General features: G+C 35.3%; 17 protein-coding genes. 10 read left to right on the top strand and 7 right to left on the bottom strand.

Annotated features, from left to right (window positions below; genetic code table 11):
• The first annotated feature begins 1 nt into the window (after position 1).
• The gene (ispE, locus tag HH304_RS12060; RefSeq protein ID WP_169681823.1) at positions 2-805 is read left to right on the top strand and encodes a 4-(cytidine 5'-diphospho)-2-C-methyl-D-erythritol kinase; all 804 of its coding nucleotides are present in this window, start codon (positions 2-4) and stop codon (positions 803-805) included.
• Between the two features lie 30 nt (positions 806-835).
• Here the strand turns inward: ispE and HH304_RS12055 are convergent, their stop codons facing one another.
• From HH304_RS12055 to tgt, 4 genes are all read right to left on the bottom strand, one after another.
• Positions 836-1,189, bottom strand: coding sequence for a SnoaL-like domain-containing protein (locus HH304_RS12055; RefSeq protein WP_169681821.1), 354 nt, complete (start codon positions 1,187-1,189; stop codon positions 836-838).
• Positions 1,190-1,267: 78 nt separating this feature from the next.
• Positions 1,268-2,158 (bottom strand): DMT family transporter, encoded by an 891-nt coding sequence (locus tag HH304_RS12050; RefSeq protein WP_333908753.1) that lies wholly within the window; start codon positions 2,156-2,158, stop codon positions 1,268-1,270.
• Entirely contained in the window at positions 2,159-3,244 is a 1,086-nt protein-coding gene (locus tag HH304_RS12045) for an LptF/LptG family permease (protein WP_169681819.1), read from the bottom strand.
• A gap of 3 nt (positions 3,245-3,247) precedes the next feature.
• On the bottom strand, positions 3,248-4,378 hold the full coding sequence (gene tgt, locus HH304_RS12040; RefSeq protein WP_169681817.1) for a tRNA guanosine(34) transglycosylase Tgt: 1,131 nt from the start codon (positions 4,376-4,378) through the stop codon (positions 3,248-3,250).
• A gap of 126 nt (positions 4,379-4,504) precedes the next feature.
• Between tgt and HH304_RS12035 the strand changes: the two genes are divergently transcribed.
• Genes HH304_RS12035 through rsmG form a run of 3 tightly spaced genes read left to right on the top strand, consistent with a single transcriptional unit; the run spans position 4,505 to position 6,850 of the window.
• Positions 4,505-5,617 (top strand): glycosyltransferase, encoded by a 1,113-nt coding sequence (locus tag HH304_RS12035; protein WP_169681815.1) that lies wholly within the window; start codon positions 4,505-4,507, stop codon positions 5,615-5,617.
• A complete protein-coding gene (locus HH304_RS12030) occupies positions 5,608-6,216 on the top strand; it encodes an RNA polymerase sigma factor (RefSeq protein ID WP_169681813.1) in 609 nt (202 codons plus the stop codon). The genes HH304_RS12035 and HH304_RS12030 overlap by 10 nt, the downstream gene beginning before the upstream one ends.
• A gap of 4 nt (positions 6,217-6,220) precedes the next feature.
• Positions 6,221-6,850: a 16S rRNA (guanine(527)-N(7))-methyltransferase RsmG gene (gene rsmG, locus HH304_RS12025; RefSeq protein ID WP_169681811.1), complete on the top strand. Its 630-nt coding sequence runs from the start codon at positions 6,221-6,223 to the stop codon at positions 6,848-6,850.
• 1 nt (position 6,851) lies between these two features.
• On the opposite strand, the gene HH304_RS12020 is transcribed toward rsmG, so the two are convergent.
• Complete coding sequence (locus HH304_RS12020) at positions 6,852-7,241, bottom strand: hypothetical protein (RefSeq protein WP_169681809.1); 390 nt, start codon at positions 7,239-7,241, stop codon at positions 6,852-6,854.
• A gap of 271 nt (positions 7,242-7,512) precedes the next feature.
• Between HH304_RS12020 and dnaE the strand changes: the two genes are divergently transcribed.
• From dnaE to HH304_RS11990, 6 genes are all read left to right on the top strand, one after another.
• Complete coding sequence (dnaE, locus tag HH304_RS12015; RefSeq protein ID WP_169681807.1) at positions 7,513-11,805, top strand: DNA polymerase III subunit alpha; 4,293 nt, start codon at positions 7,513-7,515, stop codon at positions 11,803-11,805.
• Positions 11,806-11,961: 156 nt separating this feature from the next.
• Entirely contained in the window at positions 11,962-12,285 is a 324-nt protein-coding gene (gene trxA, locus HH304_RS12010) for a thioredoxin (RefSeq protein WP_169681805.1), read from the top strand.
• A 122-nt stretch (positions 12,286-12,407) separates the two neighbouring features.
• On the top strand, positions 12,408-14,288 hold the full coding sequence (locus tag HH304_RS12005) for a mucoidy inhibitor MuiA family protein (RefSeq protein WP_169681803.1): 1,881 nt from the start codon (positions 12,408-12,410) through the stop codon (positions 14,286-14,288).
• 109 nt (positions 14,289-14,397) lie between these two features.
• Entirely contained in the window at positions 14,398-14,994 is a 597-nt protein-coding gene (locus HH304_RS12000) for a GNAT family N-acetyltransferase (protein ID WP_169681800.1), read from the top strand.
• 56 nt (positions 14,995-15,050) lie between these two features.
• Positions 15,051-16,043 carry a YARHG domain-containing protein gene (locus HH304_RS11995; protein ID WP_169681798.1) on the top strand — a complete coding sequence of 331 codons (993 nt, stop codon included), beginning with the start codon at positions 15,051-15,053 and terminating at the stop codon, positions 16,041-16,043.
• A complete protein-coding gene (locus HH304_RS11990; RefSeq protein WP_271711603.1) occupies positions 16,043-16,705 on the top strand; it encodes a DUF2306 domain-containing protein in 663 nt (220 codons plus the stop codon). The genes HH304_RS11995 and HH304_RS11990 overlap by 1 nt, the downstream gene beginning before the upstream one ends.
• Here the strand turns inward: HH304_RS11990 and HH304_RS11985 are convergent.
• Both HH304_RS11985 and HH304_RS11980 read right to left on the bottom strand, forming a co-directional pair.
• Entirely contained in the window at positions 16,692-19,487 is a 2,796-nt protein-coding gene (locus tag HH304_RS11985) for a PD-(D/E)XK nuclease family protein (RefSeq protein ID WP_169681795.1), read from the bottom strand. The genes HH304_RS11990 and HH304_RS11985 overlap by 14 nt on opposite strands.
• Entirely contained in the window at positions 19,484-22,780 is a 3,297-nt protein-coding gene (locus tag HH304_RS11980; protein WP_169681793.1) for a UvrD-helicase domain-containing protein, read from the bottom strand. The genes HH304_RS11985 and HH304_RS11980 overlap by 4 nt, the downstream gene beginning before the upstream one ends.
• Positions 22,781-22,879: the final 99 nt, after the last annotated feature.

Raw genomic sequence — 22,879 nt, 5'->3', positions numbered from 1 at the left:
CATGATAAGTTTTCCGAATGCCAAGATTAATTTAGGATTATTTGTAACTGGTAAAAGAAAAGATGGCTTTCATAATATAGAAAGTATTTTTTTTCCTATTCCATTTTGTGATATCCTGGAAATAAATCATTCTTCTAAGACTACTTTTGAATCAAGTGGACTAAATATTCCTGGAAAAAAGGAAGAAAACCTCATTTTCAAAGCATATAAGGCTTTCAGGAAAGATTTTAACCTTGATCCTGTTCAAATAATACTGCACAAGCAAATACCAATGGGCGCCGGACTAGGTGGTGGGTCTGCAGACGGTGCATTTACCTTGAGAATGCTTAATGATCTTTTTGATTTATATCTTGAAGACGACCTAATTGAAGTATATGCCTCGGATCTAGGTAGTGATTGTCCGTTTTTTGTAAGTAATAAACCTGCATTTGTGTCAGGTAGAGGTGAAAACATTGAGCATATTGACCTATCATTAGAAGGGTACTACCTTGTTCTGATGAATCCGGGAATCCATATTAGCACCCCAAAAGCATACAGTCTGATCACACCTGAAAAGATTGATTTCTCATTAAAAGAATTAGTCAAAGAAAAACCAGAAAACTGGAAGGGAAGACTGACAAATTCTTTTGAAACACCTATTGTCAAGGAATATCCTATTATCGGAGAAGCTATTAATCATTTATATGAGCAAAATGCAATATATGCTTCAATGACTGGTTCTGGAAGCTCTATTTATGGGCTATTTCAAAGTAAACCTGAAATTCATAAATTCAATGAATTTGTAGTCTGGGAAGGAAAACTATAGTCCTGCCAATTTATTGACAGGACTTTGATATTATTGGTGGTAAAATCTTTCGTTTACGATTTGATCGCCATCCCATTTCTGGACTGCAACCTGCTCCAATTTAACTCTTTGATCTCCTTTGAAGGTAACATCCATCCAAGATTCTACCATAGTGGTCTTAGTATCTTCATTTGAAGTAATTGCACCAACACCAGCTCCATGGAACTCTTGTATATTAGATAGAAAGTTTTTTTCATATTCTCTGTTTGATTCCTTCCCTACTCTTGGCTCTTCACTATTTTCCTGCATTACAATATTTTCACTGTAATATTTTTCAAATGCATCAAGTAGCTGACCACTATTGATCATTTCATATAGATGAGTTGCTTTATCTAAGTATGACATAATAATTATTGTTTAGTTTTATTTGTTTAAACAAATATTATGACAAAAGGTTTCAAAAATTCATAAAAACTTTAAAAATCAGGCAGTTTTTCTTTTATGTAGTTTTTGAAATAGTGGGTATGAGAAAACCGCAGCCAAAATTATTACAGCACCTAAATAAAATTCGGGGGTCATTTTTTCCTCCTCAGGAAATAATATCACAGCCATAATAATACCATAAATAGGCTCCATGTTTACAGCAAGATTAACACTATAAGCGGATATTCTTCTCATAATTTCAACAGATTCAGAGAAGGCGTATACAGTACAGACACCAGCGAGAAGTAATAAATACACCATATCCATTACACTTGTACCCAATTGAAGAGGCGCACCATTAGTAAACCATAATTGGTATAATGGAAAAAACAATGCTATCGAGATTGCTGCCCCACCCATTTCATAGAATGTAATGGCATAAGGATCATATTTTCTGGTAAATCGGCTATTGATGATTGAGAATGATGAAGCCAGAAATGCTGAAATCAAAGCCATAATAACTCCTATCAAGTTATCTAGTTGTAAAGCAAAAATAATTGCTAATCCAATGATTACGACAATCCCCAGTAACACTTCATACCAGAGAATCTTACGTCCCAAAACAATCGGTTCTAAAATTGAAGTCCAAAGGCTGGCAGTAGCCATTCCTGTAAGCGCAATTGAAGCATTGCTTACTTTAATAGACCCAAAAAACATAATCCAGTGAACGGCAATTATCAAACCAGTACCAAGTAGCCTCCATAAATCTTTTGTTGGAACTGCAAGCTTAATATTTTTTACCTTTAATAAGATAAAAATCAATATGGCAGCAATGGTAGTTCTATAAAAAACCATTTCGACCGCAGGGATAGAAATTAACTTACCGAGTATTGCAGTAAAGCCCCATGCGAATACTATCAGATGAAGCTTAAAGAAATCTTTATTTGGCACTTACTTTGGAGCTTTAATATATAAATAAACACCTATTGCAGTAAATATAAAATTAGGAGTCCACATCGGAATCAGAAGATGATCACCATTGTTTTGCGCAAAGGATCTGGACATGATAAATAATATTATATAGATAAAGGCCAATAAGAATCCTAGTGCAATTTGAAAACTGGACCCTCCTCTTGTCTTTCTTGAAGACACAATAACACCGATAAACGTAAGTAGTATTACAGTGAAAGGCGACATATATCTCACATAGAGCTCGATTAAGTAAATATTCTTATCATCCGATCCTCTTAACTCAAGTAATGCAATGAACTCTCGTAGTTGAGGTATGGTGAAAGTCTCATTTCTATTTTTATCACTTTCAAAATCTTTTGGAGTCAGAGCAAAGGTAGTATCAATATATTCACCAGCTTCAATCTGTTCTTCCCCATCAAGAATCTTTCTTATTACATATTCATCAGTTCTCCAGAATTCATTACCCAGAGAGTCTTCAGTCCAGGTCAGTTTATTTGAATACAATTTACTGACCATGCCTCCATCATCATTAAATTCTTCCAAAGTAAACTTATATCCAGTCTGACTTTGAACCCTGTATGACTCCAGGTAAAAATAAACATTCGGTTTGATCTGAATATGAATATTCCTGTCATTGTTATAATCCGGACCTCTGAAATAAGCCTTTTCAAAATCAATCCTGTCTTTATTTGAATTTGGTGTTATCCAACCAACCAAAACAAAATTGAATATTGCCAAAACAATTGCACCATAAAAATATGGTCTCATAACCCTTTGATAGCTCATCCCGGAACTTAACATTGCCACAATCTCAGTATTACTGGCAAGTCGTGCGGTAACAAACACCACCGATATAAAGACTATTATCGGCATTAAATAGGTCATCAGATAGGCACTAAAATCAATATAGTATAATACAGTCTCAATTACGCCTACCCCGTGTTGTATTAAGTCATCAATTCGATCTGTCAAATTGATTATTACAATTATCGGAATTAGTACTAATACCGTAAATGAAAAAGCACCAATGAATTTAAAAAATATATACCTGTCTAGTATTTTCATTTATCAAAGTCTTTCAGATAGCTTAACAACCATCTCATTCTTCCAGGAATTAAAATCTCCCGAAATTATATGATCGCGTGCCTGCTTTACCAACCACAAATAAAAGGTTAAATTGTGCACACTTGCAATTTGAGCACCCAAAATTTCATTTGAATGAATAAGATGTCTCAAATATGCTTTGGTATAAAAAGTACTTACATAACCACCAATTTCTGTATCGATAGGTGTAAATTCTTTTTCCCACTTCTTATTTTTAATATTGATAACACCTTCACTGGTAAAAAGAATACCATGACGTGCATTCCTTGTTGGCATAACACAATCAAACATATCTACGCCTCTTGCAATGCCTTCAAGAATATTAGCAGGAGTACCAACACCCATCAGGTAACGAGGTTTATCTTCTGGTAGTATTTCACACACCAATTCAGTCATGTCATACATCATTTCGTGAGGTTCACCTACAGATAATCCTCCTATTGCATTTCCTTCACGACCATGAGAAGCGATTTCTTCTGCCGACTGTTTTCTAAGATCCTCGTAAACACTTCCCTGAACAATTGGAAAAAGTGCCTGGCTATACCCATATTTCCCTTCGGTCTCGTCAACTCTCTTAATACACCTCTTTAACCATCGATGAGTCATGTGCATCGATTTTTTGGCATAATCATAGTCACATGGGTATGGAGTACACTCATCAAAAGCCATAATTATATCAGCTCCGATAGTACGTTGGATATCCATCACATTTTCGGGAGTAAAGAAATGCTTACTACCGTCAATATGTGACCTGAATTCAACTCCCTCCTCTTTTATTTTCCGTGTATTTGACAATGAATACACCTGGTATCCTCCACTATCCGTAAGAATTGGTTTTTCCCAACCATTAAATTTATGAATTCCCCCAGCTGCTTCCAATACATCCAGTCCGGGTCTCAGGTATAAATGATAAGTATTACCCAATATTATTTTAGCCTCAATATCATTCTGCAGTTCTCGTTGATGAACTGCTTTAACGGTACCTGCAGTACCTACAGGCATAAAAATAGGCGTTGGAATTTCGCCATGATCAGTTTTAAGAATACCTGCTCTTGCAGATGAATTGAGGTCTTTTCCGGTAATATTAAAATCCATAATACGCTTAAATTCGAATCTGCAAAAATAGCCTATCAGACTCAGAATGTCTCAAAATATTCCTATATAACACCAAATATCAAAAAATTGTGGTTAAACAAGGATTGAAATCATATTTTAGCTGACATGATGACTATTCAAACATCAATACTCATTATCTATATAATTTGCACATTGGTATTGATGTGGTTTTACTTGTATTACTTTAGTTCAGTACTAAGTCACAAAAATCATCCCAAAAGTTCATCATTACCACCAATATCTATAATCATTGCTTCAAGGAATGAGGCAGAAAATCTTAAAAAATTAATTCCTATATTATTAAATCAGAATTATCCTCAATTTGAAATCATAATAGTAAATGACAGGTCTGCTGATAATTCTTCAAAAGTTCTATTGGAGTTTGATGATATTAGAATAAATGAAATTGTCATAAAACAAGTTCCTGAAGGAAGAGATGCCAAAAAAAATGCAATCACCATAGGTATACAACATGCCAATTTTGAACATTTGGTGTTTACTGATGCCGATTGCAGACCAGCCTCATCCAACTGGTTATTAGAATATGGTAAGATATATTCATCATCGCCTGAAACAGAAGTTATAATTGGGTATTCTCCCCATTACAAATCAAAAGGAATACTAGGTAAATTCATTGAATTTGAGACAGCCACAACATTATTAACCTATTTAGGTAAAGCAAAAAAAAGCAAACCATATATGGCGGTGGGGAGAAATATGTCATATACAAAAACATTTTTTAAACAATGTGACGGATTTGGTTCGTTTATAAATGTAACAGGTGGTGATGATGACATTATAATAAATAAGTATGCTATTAAGGAAAAAACAAAAGTTAATACTAATCCTGAATCAGCTGTTTATACATTTGCCAAGAAAGATTTAAGATCGTATATAAAGCAGAAAAAACGACACCTTTCGGTTGGTAAAAAGTACAATTTGGCAGACAAAATATTTTCGGCATCATATTGGTTGTCATTAATTGTCCAGTACGCAGGATTAATTTTGATAATTTGGCTTCCTGAGTTACTAGCATTCATTATTAGTCTTTATACTTTTAGGCTAATAATAGCTATGATAGTGTATTATAAGGCTAAGAGATTATTACGGCTACCATTATCCACTGTCATGTTGTCAGTACTGGAAATTTTATTTATATTCTATGTAGTTTCATTGGGAACTGCATCATTGTATTCGAAAAAAATTAAATGGAATTAAAAAGACAATTTTCTAAGAAAGCACTTGAGGACTTCCGTCTTATCGATGAAGCAGTTGATAACGGAGATCAGCAAGCCTTTGCTGACTTAATGAAGCGATATAAGAATCCTGTTTACCACATGATTCTAAAAATGGTTAGAAACGTCGATGATGCAGAAGACCTTACAATAGAAGCATTTGCTAAAGCTTTCAAAAATCTTCATAGATTTAAGAAGGACTATACATTTAGTACCTGGTTATTCAGAATTGCCACGAATAACGCTATAGATTTCATTCGAAAAAAGAAACTGGAAACCTACAGTCTGCAAACAGGATATACTGACGATGATGGTGAAGCTGTTCAAATAGATGTCAAGGACAATACCCTTGATCCGATGGAAGAAGCAATTAAAAGCCAGAAGATAGAGCTTGTTAGACTGTTTGTTGACAAATTGCCAACCAAATACAAACGTCTGGTAAAACTGCGCTATTTTAAAGAGTATTCTTATGAAGAGATAGCCAAAGAACTTGACGCACCTCTTGGGACTGTTAAAGCACAATTACACAGGGCAAGAGAATTAATGTATGATCTGGTAAAAAACAAAAAAGAACATATTTAATCGGATGTCCGACCTTTTTTTAATTAACAAGTACTTCCAGGAATTAACGGAATTACAGCAAAGCCAATATAAAAAGGCTCTTGATACCTACAGAGAATGGAATCAGAAAATCAATGTTATTTCCAGAAAGGACATTGAAAATCTGGAAGAAAAACATTTCCTTCACTCCTTAGCCATTGCCAAGGTTATTAAATTTGATAATGGCACCAAGATTATGGATGTAGGCACAGGCGGTGGTTTCCCTGGGATTCCACTAGCAATTATGTTTCCTGAAGTAAAGTTTCACCTTGTAGATAGTATAGCAAAAAAAATAAAGGTTGTTGAAGAAGTTGTTAATGCAACGGGCATCAAAAATGTCACTTACGAGCATGCTCGGGCAGAAAAGGTTAAAGGAAAGTTTGACTACGTAATAAGCAGGGCAGTTACCCGAATGAAGCCATTTTATTCATGGATTCAAAATAAGATTGAACCAGGTCCACATAAAGATGTAGACCATGGTATTATTTATCTTAAAGGAGGTGATATCAGTGAAGAAATGGATGAATTAAATAAGTCTTACCAGGAATTTAATATTTCTGATATGTACACAGAACCATTCTTTGAAACCAAAAAAGTGGTTCATGTTCCATTCTGATTTACTGATTAATTAACCATTCTTTAGCTTCCTCAACAGTATCAAAAAGTTTCATTTTTCTACCAGTGAAACTGATAATACTATTTACCATTAAGGAAGTCAGCGTACTTAAACCACAAACAGCTGTGGCTTTAACGTGGAAGTTATTCATTTTAACCACTTCCTTAATTTTACTAATTAAATCAGTATTAAAACGGGCATCTTTTGCATTTACAAGCGACAATGCTTCCTTCTCTCCAAATGTTGGTACTAAAACTCTTGTTCTCTCAAAAGCAGGAATAGCATCTTCAGGTAATGACCCTGCTATATTTGTATAAACAATTTTGATACCCTTATAATCAATAATTTCGCAAGAAGGCTTTACGTCAATTGCAGAAATATTTGTTTCCATTATCGGTTTTCTATTGGTTAGTTTTAATTCCTTAAAAAATCTAATAAAATAATTTGCTCATCAAAAATCAAAAAATCCACTCTTTATTTTATCCGTTTACCTTTTAAAATGTAACCTCCTCTTCATAACTAACTGAATTAATGACCTTTAAAAAATAGCCGTTATTTTTGGTTTCGGAATTCTAAAAAATCAGGTTACATTTTAATTTCCTTCGAAGTCAAAAAAGGTTATCTTTGAAGTTAGTTCCTGGACCACATTTACCTGAAATTATATGTACTTAATATTTGATACAGAGACTACCGGATTGCCAAAGAACTGGAATGCACCCCTTTCAGACCTTGACAACTGGCCCAGACTTGTTCAGCTAGCATGGCAATTACATGATCCAAGCGGAAAGCTGATCAATAACGGGAATTTCATAGTCAAACCTGATGGATTTTCTATTCCTTATAACTCAACAAAAGTTCACGGTATTACTACCGAAAGAGCTATTGAAGAAGGTAAAGATCTTGAAGAGGTACTACAAATTTTTGGGGAAGACTTAAAAAGAGCCACCCATGTGGTTGGTCATAATATTGGTTTTGATATCAATATTATGGGTGCTGAATACCTTCGGAAAGAAGTTGAGTCAAATCTGCTCGACCTTGAATCTATAGACACAAAAGATGAAGGAACTGATTTTTGTGCTATTCCAGGAGGTAAAGGTGGTAAATATAAGTGGCCAACATTAACTGAGCTACATCAAAAACTTTTTGGAGTAGGCTTTGGCGATGCTCACGATGCTGCATATGATGTTGATGCAACTGCAAAATGTTTTTTCGGATTAATCAAAGAAAAGGTTGTTCCGACACTTAACGACATTGACGTTGAGCAAGTAAACTATGAACCACCGGAGCTTGAAGCAGCTAACTTTGAGCATCTGAAGAAAGAGTCAGCAGAAGTTGACACTCCTGAGTTAACCAAGCAGGAAAAGAAGGAAGCACTCGAAAAACTTGAGGACGTTCCTTTCATCCATTTACACTGTCATTCGCAGTATTCCATTCTTCAGGCTACATCAGAAATCAATGATATGGTTTCTGTGGCTAAACAAAATGGCATGCCTGCAATAGCTCTGACTGATCATGGTAACATGATGGCAGCTTTCCATTTCGTAAGAGCTGCTATAAAAGCTGAGATAAAACCAATTGTTGGCTGTGAGTTTTATGTCTGTGGCAACCGTATGGACAAATCCAGAATGGATAATGGTTTCCAGACAGTATTGATTGCTAAAAACAAACAAGGGTATCACAACCTGGCAAAATTAGCATCTACTGCCTACATGGATGGATTCTATTATGTTCCTAGGATTGACAAAGATATTCTGGTTCAGCATAAAGGCGAGGTAATAGCTACAACTGGTGGACTTTGGGGCGAAGTGCCATTCAAAATTCTAAATGAAGGTGAAGAAGCAGCTGAAGAAGCGTTTAAGTGGTGGCATGAACAATTCGGTGATGATTTTTATGTAGAGCTTAATCGCCATGGTCTGGAAGAAGAAAATGTAGTCAATGAAGTACTAATTAGATTTGCTAATAAATATGGCGTTAAATACTTTGCTGCCAACAACACATATTATAGTGCAAAAGCAGATGCCAAAGCTCACGATATATTATTATGTGTAAAGGATGGTGAAACACAAAGCAAGCCGAAAAAATATATAGGTAAGCGAGGGCGTGAATTCAGATTTGGGTTCCCGAATGATGAATTTTACATCAAGACTCCTGATGAAATGAAAGCTTTATTTGCTGACATTCCTGAGGCTGTCACCAATACCTACGAGATATACCAGAAAATTGAACAATATGAACTTGCCAGGGATGTACTTCTTCCGGCTTTCGAAATTCCTGATGAGTTTAAAGATCCGGCGGATAATGATGATCCGACATTAAAAAACGGAGAAAACAATTTCTTAAGGCATCTTACCTATGAAGGTGCAAAAAAGAGATATGGCGTTATTACTGAAGAAATCCAGGAGCGTCTGGACTTCGAATTAGAAGTTATTCGTAAAACCGGTTATCCGGGTTACTTCCTGATTGTACAAGATTTCACCACTGCTGCCCGTGAAATGGGAGTTTCGGTAGGCCCTGGCCGTGGATCAGCAGCAGGATCTGCCGTTGCATACTGTATTGGTATTACAAATGTTGACCCAATTAAGTATGATCTCCTATTTGAGCGTTTCTTGAATCCTGATCGTGTATCCATGCCCGATATTGATATTGACTTCGATGATGAAGGTAGAGGACGAGTAATCGATTACGTAATTGATAAATATGGAAAAAACCAGGTTGCCCAGATTATCACATATGGTACAATGGCAGCCAAATCTTCTATTAGAGATACTTCAAGGGTACTGGAATTACCCTTATCCGAAGCTGATAGAATTGCCAAGCTGGTACCAGACATAAAACTTGGCAAGCTATTTACTCTGGATGAAAAGTCTCTAAAAGAAAAGCTTAAAAATGCGGAAAATATGGATAAAGCCAATGAGCTAAAATCCATAGCTGAAGGTTCGGACCTTCCCGCACAAATAGTAAAACAAGCCACCGTTCTTGAGGGGTCTGTAAGAAATACCGGAATTCATGCTTGTGGTGTAATCATTACTCCAGACGATATCACCAAGTTCGTACCTGTTGCTGTTGCTAAGGACTCGGACATGGTATGTACCCAGTTTGATAACTCCGTTGTGGAAGATGCCGGTCTTCTAAAAATGGACTTCCTCGGTTTAAAAACCCTGACCCTGATTAAAGATACGGTCAAAATAGTAAAAGAACGCCATGGCATTGAAATAGATCCGGACAGCATTTCGCTTGAAGATGAGGAGACTTATGCATTATTCCAGAGAGGAGAAACTGTCGGGATATTCCAGTACGAATCTCCCGGTATGCAGAAACACCTCAGGGATCTGAAACCGACTGCTTTTGCCGACCTGATTGCTATGAACGCCCTGTATCGTCCGGGTCCACTAGAATATATCCCAAGCTTTATTAAAAGAAAACATGGTCTGGAAGAGATTGTTTACGATCTCGATGATATGAAGGAATACCTTGAGGAAACTTATGGTATTACTGTATATCAGGAGCAGGTAATGCTACTTTCGCAAAGTCTTGCCGGCTTTACCAAAGGTGAGGCAGATATGCTTCGAAAGGCAATGGGTAAGAAGATATTTGCCCTTCTAGAAAAGCTTAAACCAAAGTTTATCGATGGAGGTGTTGAAAGAGGACATGCTAAAGATAAACTCGAAAAAGTATGGAAGGACTGGGAAGCATTTGCCTCTTATGCATTTAACAAATCACACTCTACATGTTATGCATGGGTAGCATATCAGACGGCTTACTTTAAGGCCCACTACCCTGCCGAGTATATGGCATCGGTGTTGAGTAACAACATGAACAACATCGCCGATGTCACATTCTTCATGGAGGAGTGTAAACGTATGGGACTTCAGGTACTCGGACCGGATGTTAATGAATCTAAAACCAAATTCACAGTAAATGAAGATGGTCATATCAGATTCGGATTAGGTGCTATTAAAGGTTCTGGTGAGGCAGCTGTAGAGCATATTATCCAGGAAAGAGAAGAAAATGGCAAATTCAAAGACATATTTGATTTTGCAGAAAGAATAAATCTGAGAACTGTAAACAAAAAGACCTTTGAAAGCCTTGCTATGGCTGGTGGATTTGACTGTTTTGAAGATTATCACAGAAGACAATATCTTGAGGCCCCTGAAGGTGAGCAAACTTTAATTGAAAAAGTAGTTAAGTATGCGCAGAAAAGAATTCAGGAAGAATCATCAAATCAGCACTCACTTTTCGGTGGCGATAGTGCTGTTGAGGTTCCAAAGCCTAAAGTTCCTGATCTTGAACCTTATGGTCAGTTAGAAAGACTCAATATCGAAAAGGAAGTTGTAGGACTCTACCTTTCAGGTCACCCGCTTGACCAATTCAAGTTTGAGTTAGAGCATTTATGTAATACTTCATTCAGCGAACTGACAGATTTAGATAGGTTACAGGGAAAAGGAGAATGCAGACTTGGTGGTATAGTTACAGAATATGCACACCGTACGACTAAAAATGGAAAACCGTTTGGCACCTTGACTATTGAAGATTATGGTGGGTCTCACACTTTCTTTTTATTCGGCGATGATTACCTACGGTTCAAAGAATATTTCATGAATGGCTGGTTTCTGTATATTGAAGGTCGGGCACAAGATCAGCGATGGAGAGAAGGTAAAGAGTTCAAGGTGAATAATATGACCTTGTTAAATGACATTCGTGATAAAAAAGCCAAAGAGGTTTTGCTTCATGTAGATCTTAATCAGCTTACTCCGGATCTTATAGAAAAGCTTGAAGAGATAGTCGTTACCAGAAAAGGAACATGTGCCTTAAAGCTGGTTCTAAACTATAGTAATAAAGAACACGGTACAGTTCAGGTACCTGTCTATTCAAGAAAATATCAGGTTGCCCCAGACAATGAATTAATAGAAGAATTAAAAAATCTGGAACAAGTTAGAATGAAAATCGTTACTTAGTAAGGCGTCGTTTTGACCTGTATCATAAGTCAATTTGTCGCATGGGATACAAAATACTGACATAAAGTCGAATAATATTTTAAATATCTGATTTTGCACTATTTTTGTGTAAACAAGAACAAAATAGAAACTATAGAAATACATAAATTAATAATCATGGCAAAAGCAATAGAATTAACTGACGGTAACTTTGAAGAAATCATAAATGGTGATAAGCCAGTATTGGTAGACTTTTGGGCTGAGTGGTGTGGACCTTGTAAAATGATTGGTCCAGTTGTTGAAGAACTTGCTGGAGAATATGAAGGAAAAGCAGTTATCGGAAAGGTTGATGTTGATTCAAACCCTACTTTATCTGCAAAGTACGGAATCAGAAGCATCCCTACGTTATTGGTTTTCAAAGGTGGTGAGATTGTTGACAAACAAATCGGAGCTGTACCTAAAAGTGTTTTAGCAGATAAGTTAGAAGCTCAAATGGCTTAATTTTTAGCCATAAAATATAACATTGAAGCTGCCTTAATCAAGGCAGCTTTTTTTATGCCTTAAAATTATTATTCTTTTTTTATGGAATTCAGGTAGTCCTGTCATCATGAAATAAAAACAACATGATGAGACTATTTACTTTTTTACTTCTAATAACAATTCTACCTGCCCAGGCACAAGAATTAAAAGAACTTAAACTTAAAAGTTCAATAGATAATGTGACTATCTATCTTCAGAATGCCCAGATTTCACGTTCCGGAAAGATTAGCATTCCAAAAGGAAAATCGATAATCTCAATAAACAGACTTTCTCCTTATATCGATGAAAAAAGTATACAGGTTAAAGGAGATGGTGATTTCACTATACTTTCAGTTAACCATAAATTAAATTTTCTGGAAGACCTTATAAAAAATAACCGACTGGATAGTCTAAGAGAAGCTAGTGAAAAAATTGAATCTACAATCATTAAAAGAAAATCAAGAATCGAAATTTTACATGAAAAGCAAAGTATCCTGAATGAAAACAAAAAGCTTGGAGGGCAAAATGTAAACACCTCTTTGACAGAAATCAAAAATGCGATTGAATTTTATGATAAGGAATTAACTCAAATCAAGTCAGAAGAAATAAAGATAAATAGTGAGATTAAAGAACTGGAATCCAGTCAAAATTCGATAGCCAGGGAAATCCAAAAGTATTCTGCAATGGAAAATTCTCCATCCGGAACAATAGAAATAAAAATTGAATCTAAAAATGCAACAACAGGTCAATTTAAAGTAAACTATATTGTTGCGAATGCAGGCTGGTTTCCAAGTTATGACATCAGGTCTGAAAGTATTAACCAACCATTAAAATTGACATACAAAGCTGATGTTTATCAAAATACAGGAGTAGACTGGAAAGATGTAAAAATAAAACTGTCAAATGGTAACCCTCAACAAAGTGGTACAGCACCTGTTTTAAACCCATGGCATTTAAACTATAAGAGGTTTTCTGTACTGTCATCTTATAGCAATGGCTACATGAATGGAGATATTTCATCAGTATCAGGTAAAGTTACTGATCAAAATGGAGAAGGAATCCCGGGGGTTAATGTCATGGTTTCAGGAAGTACCATAGGGACTACAACTAACATACTTGGCGAATATTCTATTTCATTACCCAATGGAAGACAAAGTCTGACATTTTCTTCAGTTGGCTATATAACTCAAACCCGACCTGTTAATTCAAGAATGCTTAATATCGTATTAAATGAAGATATCAACGAACTGAGTGAAGTGGTGGTTACTAAAGCACTTAGTGGTAGTGCTGCTGGAGTAAGAATTCGTGGAGCCAGTTCTGTAAATGCTAATGATTTTATAGATGCAGAGTCAATAACAACAACGGTTATTGAAAACCAGACAACAGTAGAATTTGAAATTGATGAACCCTATACAGTCAAATCAAATAGTGATAAAATTTCGGTTGAGGTAAAAACATACAATATAGACGCTGATTATGAGTATTATGCAGTACCAAAACTAGACAGAGATGCGTTTCTTATTGCGAGAATCACTAATTGGGATCAATATAATTTTCTTGAAGGAGAAGCAAACCTATATTTCGAAGGGACCTTTGTTGGTCGATCAATACTAGATGCAAAATCACTTAATGACACCCTGAATATTTCTCTTGGCAGAGATAAAAGTATCATAATTGGTAGGGAAAAGATAGAAGATTTCTCCAAAGAAAAGATATTCGCATCAAACAAAGTAGATAGCAGGTATCATAAAATTCTTGTAAGAAATAAAAAATCCCAGCCTGTTAAAATCACGCTCTATGATCAAATTCCCGTACCGGTAATAAATAGTATTGAGGTTGAACCTGTGGAATTATCTAACGCATCACTAAACGCAATCAATGGAAAAGTGACCTGGGAACTAACTATTCCAGCACAGCAACAAGAAGAACTTAAACTTGCCTATAAAGTAAAATATCCAAAGCGCGAAAGTGTAATTCTTGAATAGTCATTATCGGGGTGCAATTTTTTTAAGCACCCCATTTTTATTTTATTTTTTGTCCCGACACAATAATATTTTTAACTAATATTGAATTCAAATCATATCTAATTTAAAGATGAGTAATTGGTTAAAAAATATCGAATTAGAAGGCAAAATTATAAAGCTTGTCCCATTAACAAAATCTCATCGTGAAGGATTAATTGAAGCCAGTAATGATGGCAACCTATCTGAGCTCTGGTTTACCTCGGTTCCTTCGGAAGAACAAATTGATGATTATATAAATTTTGCTCTTAATCAGGAAAAGAATGGTTCTGCTCTTGCATTTGTGGTAATTCATAAGGAAACACAGAAAATAATCGGTTGCACAAGGTATTGCAATGTAGCTTCCGAGCACAGACGACTTGAAATCGGATATACATGGTATGCAGCCAGCTTCCAGCGAACCGGTGTAAATACAGAATGCAAATATCTTCTGCTAAAGCACGCATTTGAAACTCTGGATTGCATCTGTGTTCAATTTAAAACAGACTGGTTTAACATAAATTCAAGAAATGCAATAGCAAGGCTTGGAGCCAAACAAGATGGTATTTTAAGAAATGACAGGCTTAATAAAGATGGCTCTTATCGAGATACTGTTGTTTTTTCAATTACTAATAATGAATGGCATGGAGTTGAAAAAAACCTGAAACTTAGTATGTCCAGATATTCATAAATTGATTTCATTAATTTATCTTGTACCATTATTTTTTTGAATCAGGATATTTTTCAATGAATACAATCTATAAAATTTCTCTTTCACTAGTTATTCTATTATTTCTTAGTTGTGGAAACCCTGTGAAAAACAGCGATAATGAAGTTATTGTTGAGCAGGGTACTGAGGTAAGTGATACTAATACAATCTCCAGGATTAATAAACAGCCGAAACCTTTAGTAATTGAAGAGGCTGAAGTTATTGCGGATACATCTTCCCTTATTGGAAATTATGTGGGGTACTTTAAGCCAGACGAAGATAAAAATGAGTCTTATGAAAGAGTCTTTGCAGATGAGGGTTTCTATTGGAACAGAGATAATAAAATAAACATTTCTATAGATAAAATTCAGGATTCAATTGTAATAGGTCATAGTGTTGTAGCCGGTAATGACAGGCCTTTTAAGGGAACTATGAGAAATCCGGAAAAAAATAAGTTTGAATTTATCGTAAGTGAGCCTGGTGATGACAAGTACGATGGTGAATTTGCTTTTACTATCGCTGGAAATCAACTCACAGGTACCTGGGAAGCGTATGGAAACCTTGAAATTAAATACAGAAAATATACCCTGGACAAAAAAGAGTTTAAATATGACCCCGAAATCATGTTAAAACAATCAGGTTCATATGTAGAATGGAAAAAATATATTGAATATAAGGACACTGTTGAAATTGATGATGGTGTTTTTGAAGAATGGGTAACAAGAGAATTTGCGACTACAACACAAAAAATTTATGATATAAATGCCTCCAATACAATCCTGAATAAATCAGATGTCGAAAACCTGAAAAGAGGAGACCTCCTAATCATTAGAAATACCATATATGCAAGACATGGATACTCTTTCAAAAATCGTCCATTAAGAGTCTTTTTTGATGCTCAGGATTGGTATATTCCTGTTCATACTGATATAAGATCTGATTTCACAGAAATTGAAAAGCAAAATATTGAGTTGCTTTTACGTTATGAAAAGAATGCTGCTGAGTACTATGATTCTTTTGGACGAGGGTAATGGCAAACTTGAATACTCAACATTTCAACAGAGTATTAAAATTTACTTTTTATGTATCATTAGGATATTTTTCAATCCTGATGATTCTTATTACGCTACAATATATACCAGTTAATTTCGATACTGCATTCTTAAGTATTAAGCAAAGTGAAATCACACATAAATATTACCAGATTTCATTTTTCAGTCATGTTTACACCAGTTTTATCATACTGATAACAGGCATACCACAATTTTCTACTACAATTAGAAGAAGCTATCAGGCTCTGCATAAATTTTTAGGTAAGGCATATATATTCCTGATAATCTTTATTGCAGGTCCTTCAGGGTTAATCATGGGAGTCCATGCAAACGGTGGATTAAGCGCCAAAATTTCATTTGTCTTACAGGCAATTCTATGGATGGCCTTTACATCACTTGCATTCTATTTCATCCGTAAAAAGCAATGGCAGGAACATGAAAAATTCATGATTAGAAGTTATGCTCTAACTCTTTCAGCTGTTAGCTTGAGATTAATTAAATGGCTGATTGTAAGCACCATTCAACTGCCACCCATGGATACATATAAAATTGTAGCCTGGGCAGGCTGGCTAATTAATATATTAATCGCCGAATTTATTATCTGGCGAAAGTTTCAATCAAAAGGTTTTATCGCTGAATAGTAGCCTCGGGAAAAGCAATTTCTGGATTGAGCATTTCATGAATAAGTTCTTTTAACCTGATTTCAAAATCTGTCATGGCATCAGGTAAAAATGAAAAGACTGTCTTTCCCCTACCCTTTCCCATTTTTATTAAAGGATCTTCATTTTTGAATAATTCGTTTACTTTGATGACCCCACCTCGAAGATTGCTCTCATCTACACCTTCAGAACGAGCAAATAACCATCCATAAATCAACACCTGAAGGGCGGCACCAAATTTACCTTCATTCTCCCTGTCAAACAAGGATTCGATTGATTCAAAATCAGCTTTATCTTTTCCTGTCTTGTAATCCAGTATTCTAAAAACTCCATCTTTTACATCTATCCTATCTATATTTCCTTTGATTCTAACATGATAGGTTTTTCCGTTAATTTCAACCGGCATATTAGACCTGACATTTCTTTCCAAACCTATAATTGTAAAGGGAGCATACTCCATATCATTCTGGATGAGTTTCATCAAATGATCCTTTATGGCATTTCTATATATCAAATGCTCACCTTTATAATCCTTCAATCCGGTAAATTGCTCCTCAAAAGTCTTACTGAGAATCTGTTCTATTTTATGATTATCCTTCGATAATTCTTCCAGTTTTTCCTGAGTTAATTCCTCATTAATAAAATCTTCATAAAACAATTCTGCAGCTCTGTGAAAAAGCAAACCATGAATATTTGGAGCTATATCTTCCTTTTTAAGATTCTCATCCTGCACTTTTAATACATACCTCGTATAAAATAATTCCGGATTGACCAGATACTCCTTTATAGCTGAAGGGGATAAAGCAAACTTTTCATCACTACCACTCTCTTCGGTAAACCTGAATAACATTTCATTTATGCCGCTACTTTTATCAATTACACCATCGTGTCCTTGATACACATCTGTTGACATATTTACCTTTCTGAAATCCAGCTTTAGCCTAGTTTCAAGGTCAAGCTGCCTAATAAACCTGCTTACTTCAGAAGGGGTATTACTGATGGTAGAATTATTACAGTACAAGTAAACCTTCCTGGCTTTCTTAAGTAATCTGTAGAAATAATATGCATAAATAGCATGTAGGTGTTCGAAGGTAGGCATTGCAAATGCCCGACGAAGGTTATATGGAATAAAAGAATGTAAATTAGGTGCCGAAGGAAAGATATCTTCATTTAAGCTGGGAATAAAAATAGCTTCAAAATCAAGTCCACGTGTCTCAAGCATACCCATGATCTGTAATCCCTCAACCGGCTCGCCCTCAAAAGACGCTTTTTCGCTCTTAACAAGTTTTCTTAATAACCTTGAATATATCGTTACATTGATATTACTTAATTCTTTGCTAAACTCAGACTCTAATAATCTCAATGCATTTCTAAGCCTGAAAGCCATTTCTTTTTCATGATTATGGATATCAGGACTTTCAATCCAGGAATCCGCTATTTCAAGAAACAGCAGGTTTAAATCTCCTGAATCAGATTTTAATTCCAGAATAGATTTTAAATGAGGTATATCTTCAGGAATCTCATCGATAGTATAATATATCCTTCCTTCATTTAATATTTTCCTTGAGAAATTATTGGCACTTTCAGAGGTTTTCCAGAGGGCATGCCCCATAATCGATAACACTGCCCTATAAAAATACCCTTCACTCCCTGGGGAGTTTTCCCGGTACAAAGAAATTATATCTTCAAAAAGACCATAAATATCAGATTGATTAACCCCAACGCCCATTGTGACATTAATCTTATCAATTGAATCCGGAAGTTTATATAAAGCTGGAAAAAGCAATGATTCATCCGGAAGGATAACAGCAATTTTCTCACGTTGAAAAGCCGATTCAAAAATTGTATTTCCGATATCTACAGACATCTGGGTTAGTTGCGCATGTGAGCCTGGTAATTGCGTAACGATAATACTTTTATCCTCACCAATAATCTCATCAGGTAATTCTTTTGGAAAGTCCTGGCCAAGCACCTGACTGTTATAATACTCACGATGGAATCTACCTCCTTCTTGCCTGGCATCATTGATAAAAAACTTATCTGTATCCCAGAACATTCGGGAATTTTTATGGCTCCTAAACCACGAAATCAGCTTTTCTTCGGCTGCTGTTAACGCATTGAATCCTACAAAATATATATTATCCAGATGAGATGTAAACTCACCATCAATCACAGTTTGACCGACTTTCCGTTGTATCAACCCTGTTGTAGAATAACCTTTTGATGTTATTCTTTGGACAAAATCGTTATAAACTGATGGTAATTTCACCCACAGTTCCCTGAATTTTTCTACGTAATCCTCATCTCTTCCTTCAAATGATTTCCAGAATTTCCTTAATATCTTAATCTGTTCTTCGTCCAGGTAGGTAAGTCCGGTTTCTACTTCTTTCTGATATTCAACACTTTTAAAAAGGTCGTGTACCGGAACGAGATATTTATCGATATCTTCAAAATCCTTAAGCAATAACTCACCCCAATAGAAAAAATTATCAAATGACTCTTCTCCTATTTTTTCATTCCATGATTGATGCAAATAAATTAATGCCTGAAGCGGACTAATAACAACATCATTTGTAAAAGAGCCAAAAAACTCCTCGATACTATAAATCTGGGGCGATAATATTGGCTTATCGCTCATCATACCCAGAGCACGCTGAAAAAACACCCCGGCACGCTTTCCTGGAAATACAATGGTTACATCTCGTAAGTCACCCTTTGTTAATTCAATAATCTCCTTAGCTGTTTCCTCTAAAAATGTAATCATTTGACTTCCTTTATTTTTACTCCTTCACCGATATAGCAAAGTGAAATTCCTGCCACTTTATATCCTGCATTTTCCAGATACGATGCATACTTCCTTACCTGATTTTCATCCTCTGATTTCTCTTCTCCGGTTTTAAAATCAATAATTTCAACCTCATTCTTTTCATCATCAAAAAGCAATTTATCAGGTCTCACCTGAGATCCGTTAGTTAAAATTAGCGGACGCTCAGAGAGAATTCTTTTATTACTATCAAACCAGCTTCTTATTTGTTGATTTGATAGTGCTCCAGACACCATTTCTTTGATTTTGATATACTCTTCTGATCGAAGACCAGTTTCATTTGCAAACTCCTCTAATTGGGAATCTACTTCATTTAGATTTTCGAGTCTGGCCAGGAAATTATGAGCCGCAATACCCAAATTTATTCTTTCAAGCTTCTCTTCACTTTTCTCGAAAACTAATGCCCTACTCTGCCTGATCAACAACTTGTTATTCCAGGTAGAAACTGGTAATGGATTTAAATAACTCCCTGAATATCCTGCTGGTTTTTCCGGATAGCTTTTTAGTTCCCCTTGTCTGTAAATTTTATTTTCAACATCAAACTCACCTGGTAACTGCTCCGGGAACTCTTCAAATAACCTGGAAACAAGGTGTTCAATTCTTTTTATTTCACCTGATTTTGGAATAGACTGTTCGCTAAAAATATATAGCCCTTCCTCTGCTCTTGTCAAAGCCACATAAACAGTGTTAAAAGTATCTATATATGATAATATGCTTTCCTCTGCATAATCTTTTGCATATAAAGACTCTTTAAGTCTGGAGCTAATTTCAAATGGGTAAAAAGGAAGGTCTTGTGGAATCTCTGGCAGGCTATTTAACCAAAGGTAATTCTTTATAAAGCCAGATGCAGATTGAAACTCACCAATCAAAAATGGAATAATTACTATTCTAAATTCAAGGCCTTTAGATTTATGTATTGTTAAAATATTTGCTGCACCTGGAGAACTCGAACCATCAATTTTTATTTCACCACCACGTTCGTCCCACCATTCGCAGATTGCCTGAATAGCACCCAGTCCGGAAAGACTATATCTACGTTGAATAAAATTTAGCAACTCATCTTCAAATGTAGAAATATATGCAAATTCACCGGGATATTTATCCAGCTCAAACACGCGTTTAAACTCCTGAAAGAGGCTGTAAAGATCATTATGCAACCAGTTGTGATAATCATTAATGAAATCAGCCGGAAGTTTTTTCTTCAGATCATCAATCAATGATTCACGCTTGATTTCGTCCATCATTATCCCCGGATCCTCGTTATTTAATCTACTTTTCCAGTTATAGACTGCTCTATAAAGAGAAAAAGTATCCTTTTCATACAATAACCACTTTAGAAGGTAAAAGAATACGTTCAGGCAAGCACTTTCAGAAAGCTTAAATGCCTCAGAAGAAGCAGCTTTATATGAATAATCAGGTTTAGCTTCAGGTGAATTTTCAAATCGCCTAAGGAAGTCAGCAATTTTATTTCCCTGGCTTTTAGTTTTAACTAAAAAAGCAACATCAGAAAGGTCAATACCCTTATCTTGGAGCGATTCGAGCAATTCAGGAATTTTATTTAATACAATTTCTTCAAATTTGGCATCTTCTTCATAATCTGATTCACCAAATCCGCCGGATCTTCCTTCAATTAATTGAACTTCCACATAGCCACCAGATTTACTTTCCTTACCAGACCATAATTGAGCTACATCTTTGTAGATTTCATCGATGGATTCAACCTCCTCAATAATAGATTGATCTGAAATATATCCGGATATTTGAGAAGAAAGACTTGATGACAATAACTTACTTAGCTTTGGAAAAACAGCATTATTAAAGTCTATAATTTCCTTTTTACTTCTATAATTACTCTCCAGATTAATCGTATTGGCCGTAAGCTCGAATTGACGATTTAAATGCTCATGCATTAACCGCCAGTTACCTCCACGAAATCTATATATCGATTGCTTAACATCACCTACTAATAAATTTTGTCTCCCCGAAGCAATACTATCAGACACCAATGGCTCCAGGTTTTGCCATTGTAAAGTTGAGGTATCCTGAAATTCATCAATAAGGTAATGGTCATATCGCGTACCAATCTTTTCATAAATAAATGGAGCATGGGTCTTAGTGACAATTTCATTTAAAAGCTGTGAAGCATCCGATATCATCATCACCTCCTCTTCTTCACGATAGTCAGACAATGCAGCTTCTAACCTGTGTATCAGCCCAAAAGCATGGAGAGATCTTAAAATTAAAGTAGCTGTTACATATTTAGGAAATTCTAATTCTTTAAATTGAATTGCCTTTTTTATTGCAGGAGAGATTACTTGTTCTGCAATACCTACTTTTTCTGAATTTTTAAGTTCAGTTTTTTTAACTAAAGATTCATAATTATCAATAGCAGTTAAAGCACGAGTACCTGGTTCATAATCATCAGTTTTATTTACTGGTTTTTGTATTTTATTCAAATACATGGCCCCACCAGATTTTCCATAATTAAAATCTGATAATTCAAACCCTCGAGACCTGGCTTGATCTTCTGCCTCTTTACCTATTTGATGTATATTTTCTTCAAAATCAGTTACAATATGAAGCAATTTACCTTTTACAGTAGCAAAAGTTTCTTCTTCAATCTCTTTGGTATCATCCTGAGTAAGAAGCATATATTGTTCAGAAAACAATTCCTGCCCCAATTCCTTGAGCATTTTTGTTATTCTGATACTTTTTGAGTCTCTGATTCTATCTCTAATGAGGTCATTTATCCAGTCTGTTAGAAACTTGTCTTTCCCTGTTTTACTGATTTGTCTTCTAACAAGGGTATCCATAACTCCGGCAACATCCATTTCTATGCCGTAGTTACCCCTATGGCCTAGTTCTCTACTAAAACTTCTGATTACCCTTTGAACAAATGCATCTATGGTGGAGACAGAAAAATGGCTATAATCATGCAAAATATTTGACAATGATCTGGTCGCTCTTTTAACTATTTCCTTCCTATCAAGTTCTAAATCCTTTTCAAGCATTTCCAGATATTCAGTTTTGCCTCCAGTAGCAAGTAAATGAAGTGATTCAATAATCCTTGACTTCATTTCCTGAGTAGCCTTATTGGTAAATGTAATAGCTAATATTTTTTGGTACTGAAATGGGTCAGAACTGGATAATAAGAGTTTTAAATAATTAAAAGTCAGTGTAAAGGTTTTACCTGACCCGGCTGAAGCTTTATAAATTGTTAAAAATTGACCCATTATCAAGTTTAAAATTTGATTAAAAATAACCCTTCATAATGACAAAACATGTCATACATAGACTTTTAAGATTTACTTATCGTTAAATGTTTATTGTTT

The sequence above is a fragment of the Marinigracilibium pacificum genome, from assembly GCF_012926615.1.
GTDB lineage: Bacteria > Bacteroidota > Bacteroidia > Cytophagales > Cyclobacteriaceae > Mangrovivirga > Mangrovivirga pacifica.
Note: the sequence above shows the minus strand (reverse complement) of the source record. Positions and strands in the feature narration are given on the sequence as shown.

Coding starts and splice junctions, on each gene's coding strand:
- ispE (WP_169681823.1), top strand. CDS start 2: ATGATAAGTTTTCCGAATGCCAAGATTAATTTAGGATTATTTGTAACT.
- HH304_RS12055 (WP_169681821.1), bottom strand. CDS start 1,189: ATGTCATACTTAGATAAAGCAACTCATCTATATGAAATGATCAATAGT.
- HH304_RS12045 (WP_169681819.1), bottom strand. CDS start 3,244: ATGAAAATACTAGACAGGTATATATTTTTTAAATTCATTGGTGCTTTT.
- tgt (WP_169681817.1), bottom strand. CDS start 4,378: ATGGATTTTAATATTACCGGAAAAGACCTCAATTCATCTGCAAGAGCA.
- HH304_RS12035 (WP_169681815.1), top strand. CDS start 4,505: ATGATGACTATTCAAACATCAATACTCATTATCTATATAATTTGCACA.
- HH304_RS12030 (WP_169681813.1), top strand. CDS start 5,608: ATGGAATTAAAAAGACAATTTTCTAAGAAAGCACTTGAGGACTTCCGT.
- rsmG (WP_169681811.1), top strand. CDS start 6,221: ATGTCCGACCTTTTTTTAATTAACAAGTACTTCCAGGAATTAACGGAA.
- HH304_RS12020 (WP_169681809.1), bottom strand. CDS start 7,241: ATGGAAACAAATATTTCTGCAATTGACGTAAAGCCTTCTTGCGAAATT.
- dnaE (WP_169681807.1), top strand. CDS start 7,513: ATGTACTTAATATTTGATACAGAGACTACCGGATTGCCAAAGAACTGG.
- trxA (WP_169681805.1), top strand. CDS start 11,962: ATGGCAAAAGCAATAGAATTAACTGACGGTAACTTTGAAGAAATCATA.
- HH304_RS12005 (WP_169681803.1), top strand. CDS start 12,408: ATGATGAGACTATTTACTTTTTTACTTCTAATAACAATTCTACCTGCC.
- HH304_RS12000 (WP_169681800.1), top strand. CDS start 14,398: ATGAGTAATTGGTTAAAAAATATCGAATTAGAAGGCAAAATTATAAAG.
- HH304_RS11995 (WP_169681798.1), top strand. CDS start 15,051: ATGAATACAATCTATAAAATTTCTCTTTCACTAGTTATTCTATTATTT.
- HH304_RS11990 (WP_271711603.1), top strand. CDS start 16,043: ATGGCAAACTTGAATACTCAACATTTCAACAGAGTATTAAAATTTACT.
- HH304_RS11985 (WP_169681795.1), bottom strand. CDS start 19,487: ATGATTACATTTTTAGAGGAAACAGCTAAGGAGATTATTGAATTAACA.
- HH304_RS11980 (WP_169681793.1), bottom strand. CDS start 22,780: ATGGGTCAATTTTTAACAATTTATAAAGCTTCAGCCGGGTCAGGTAAA.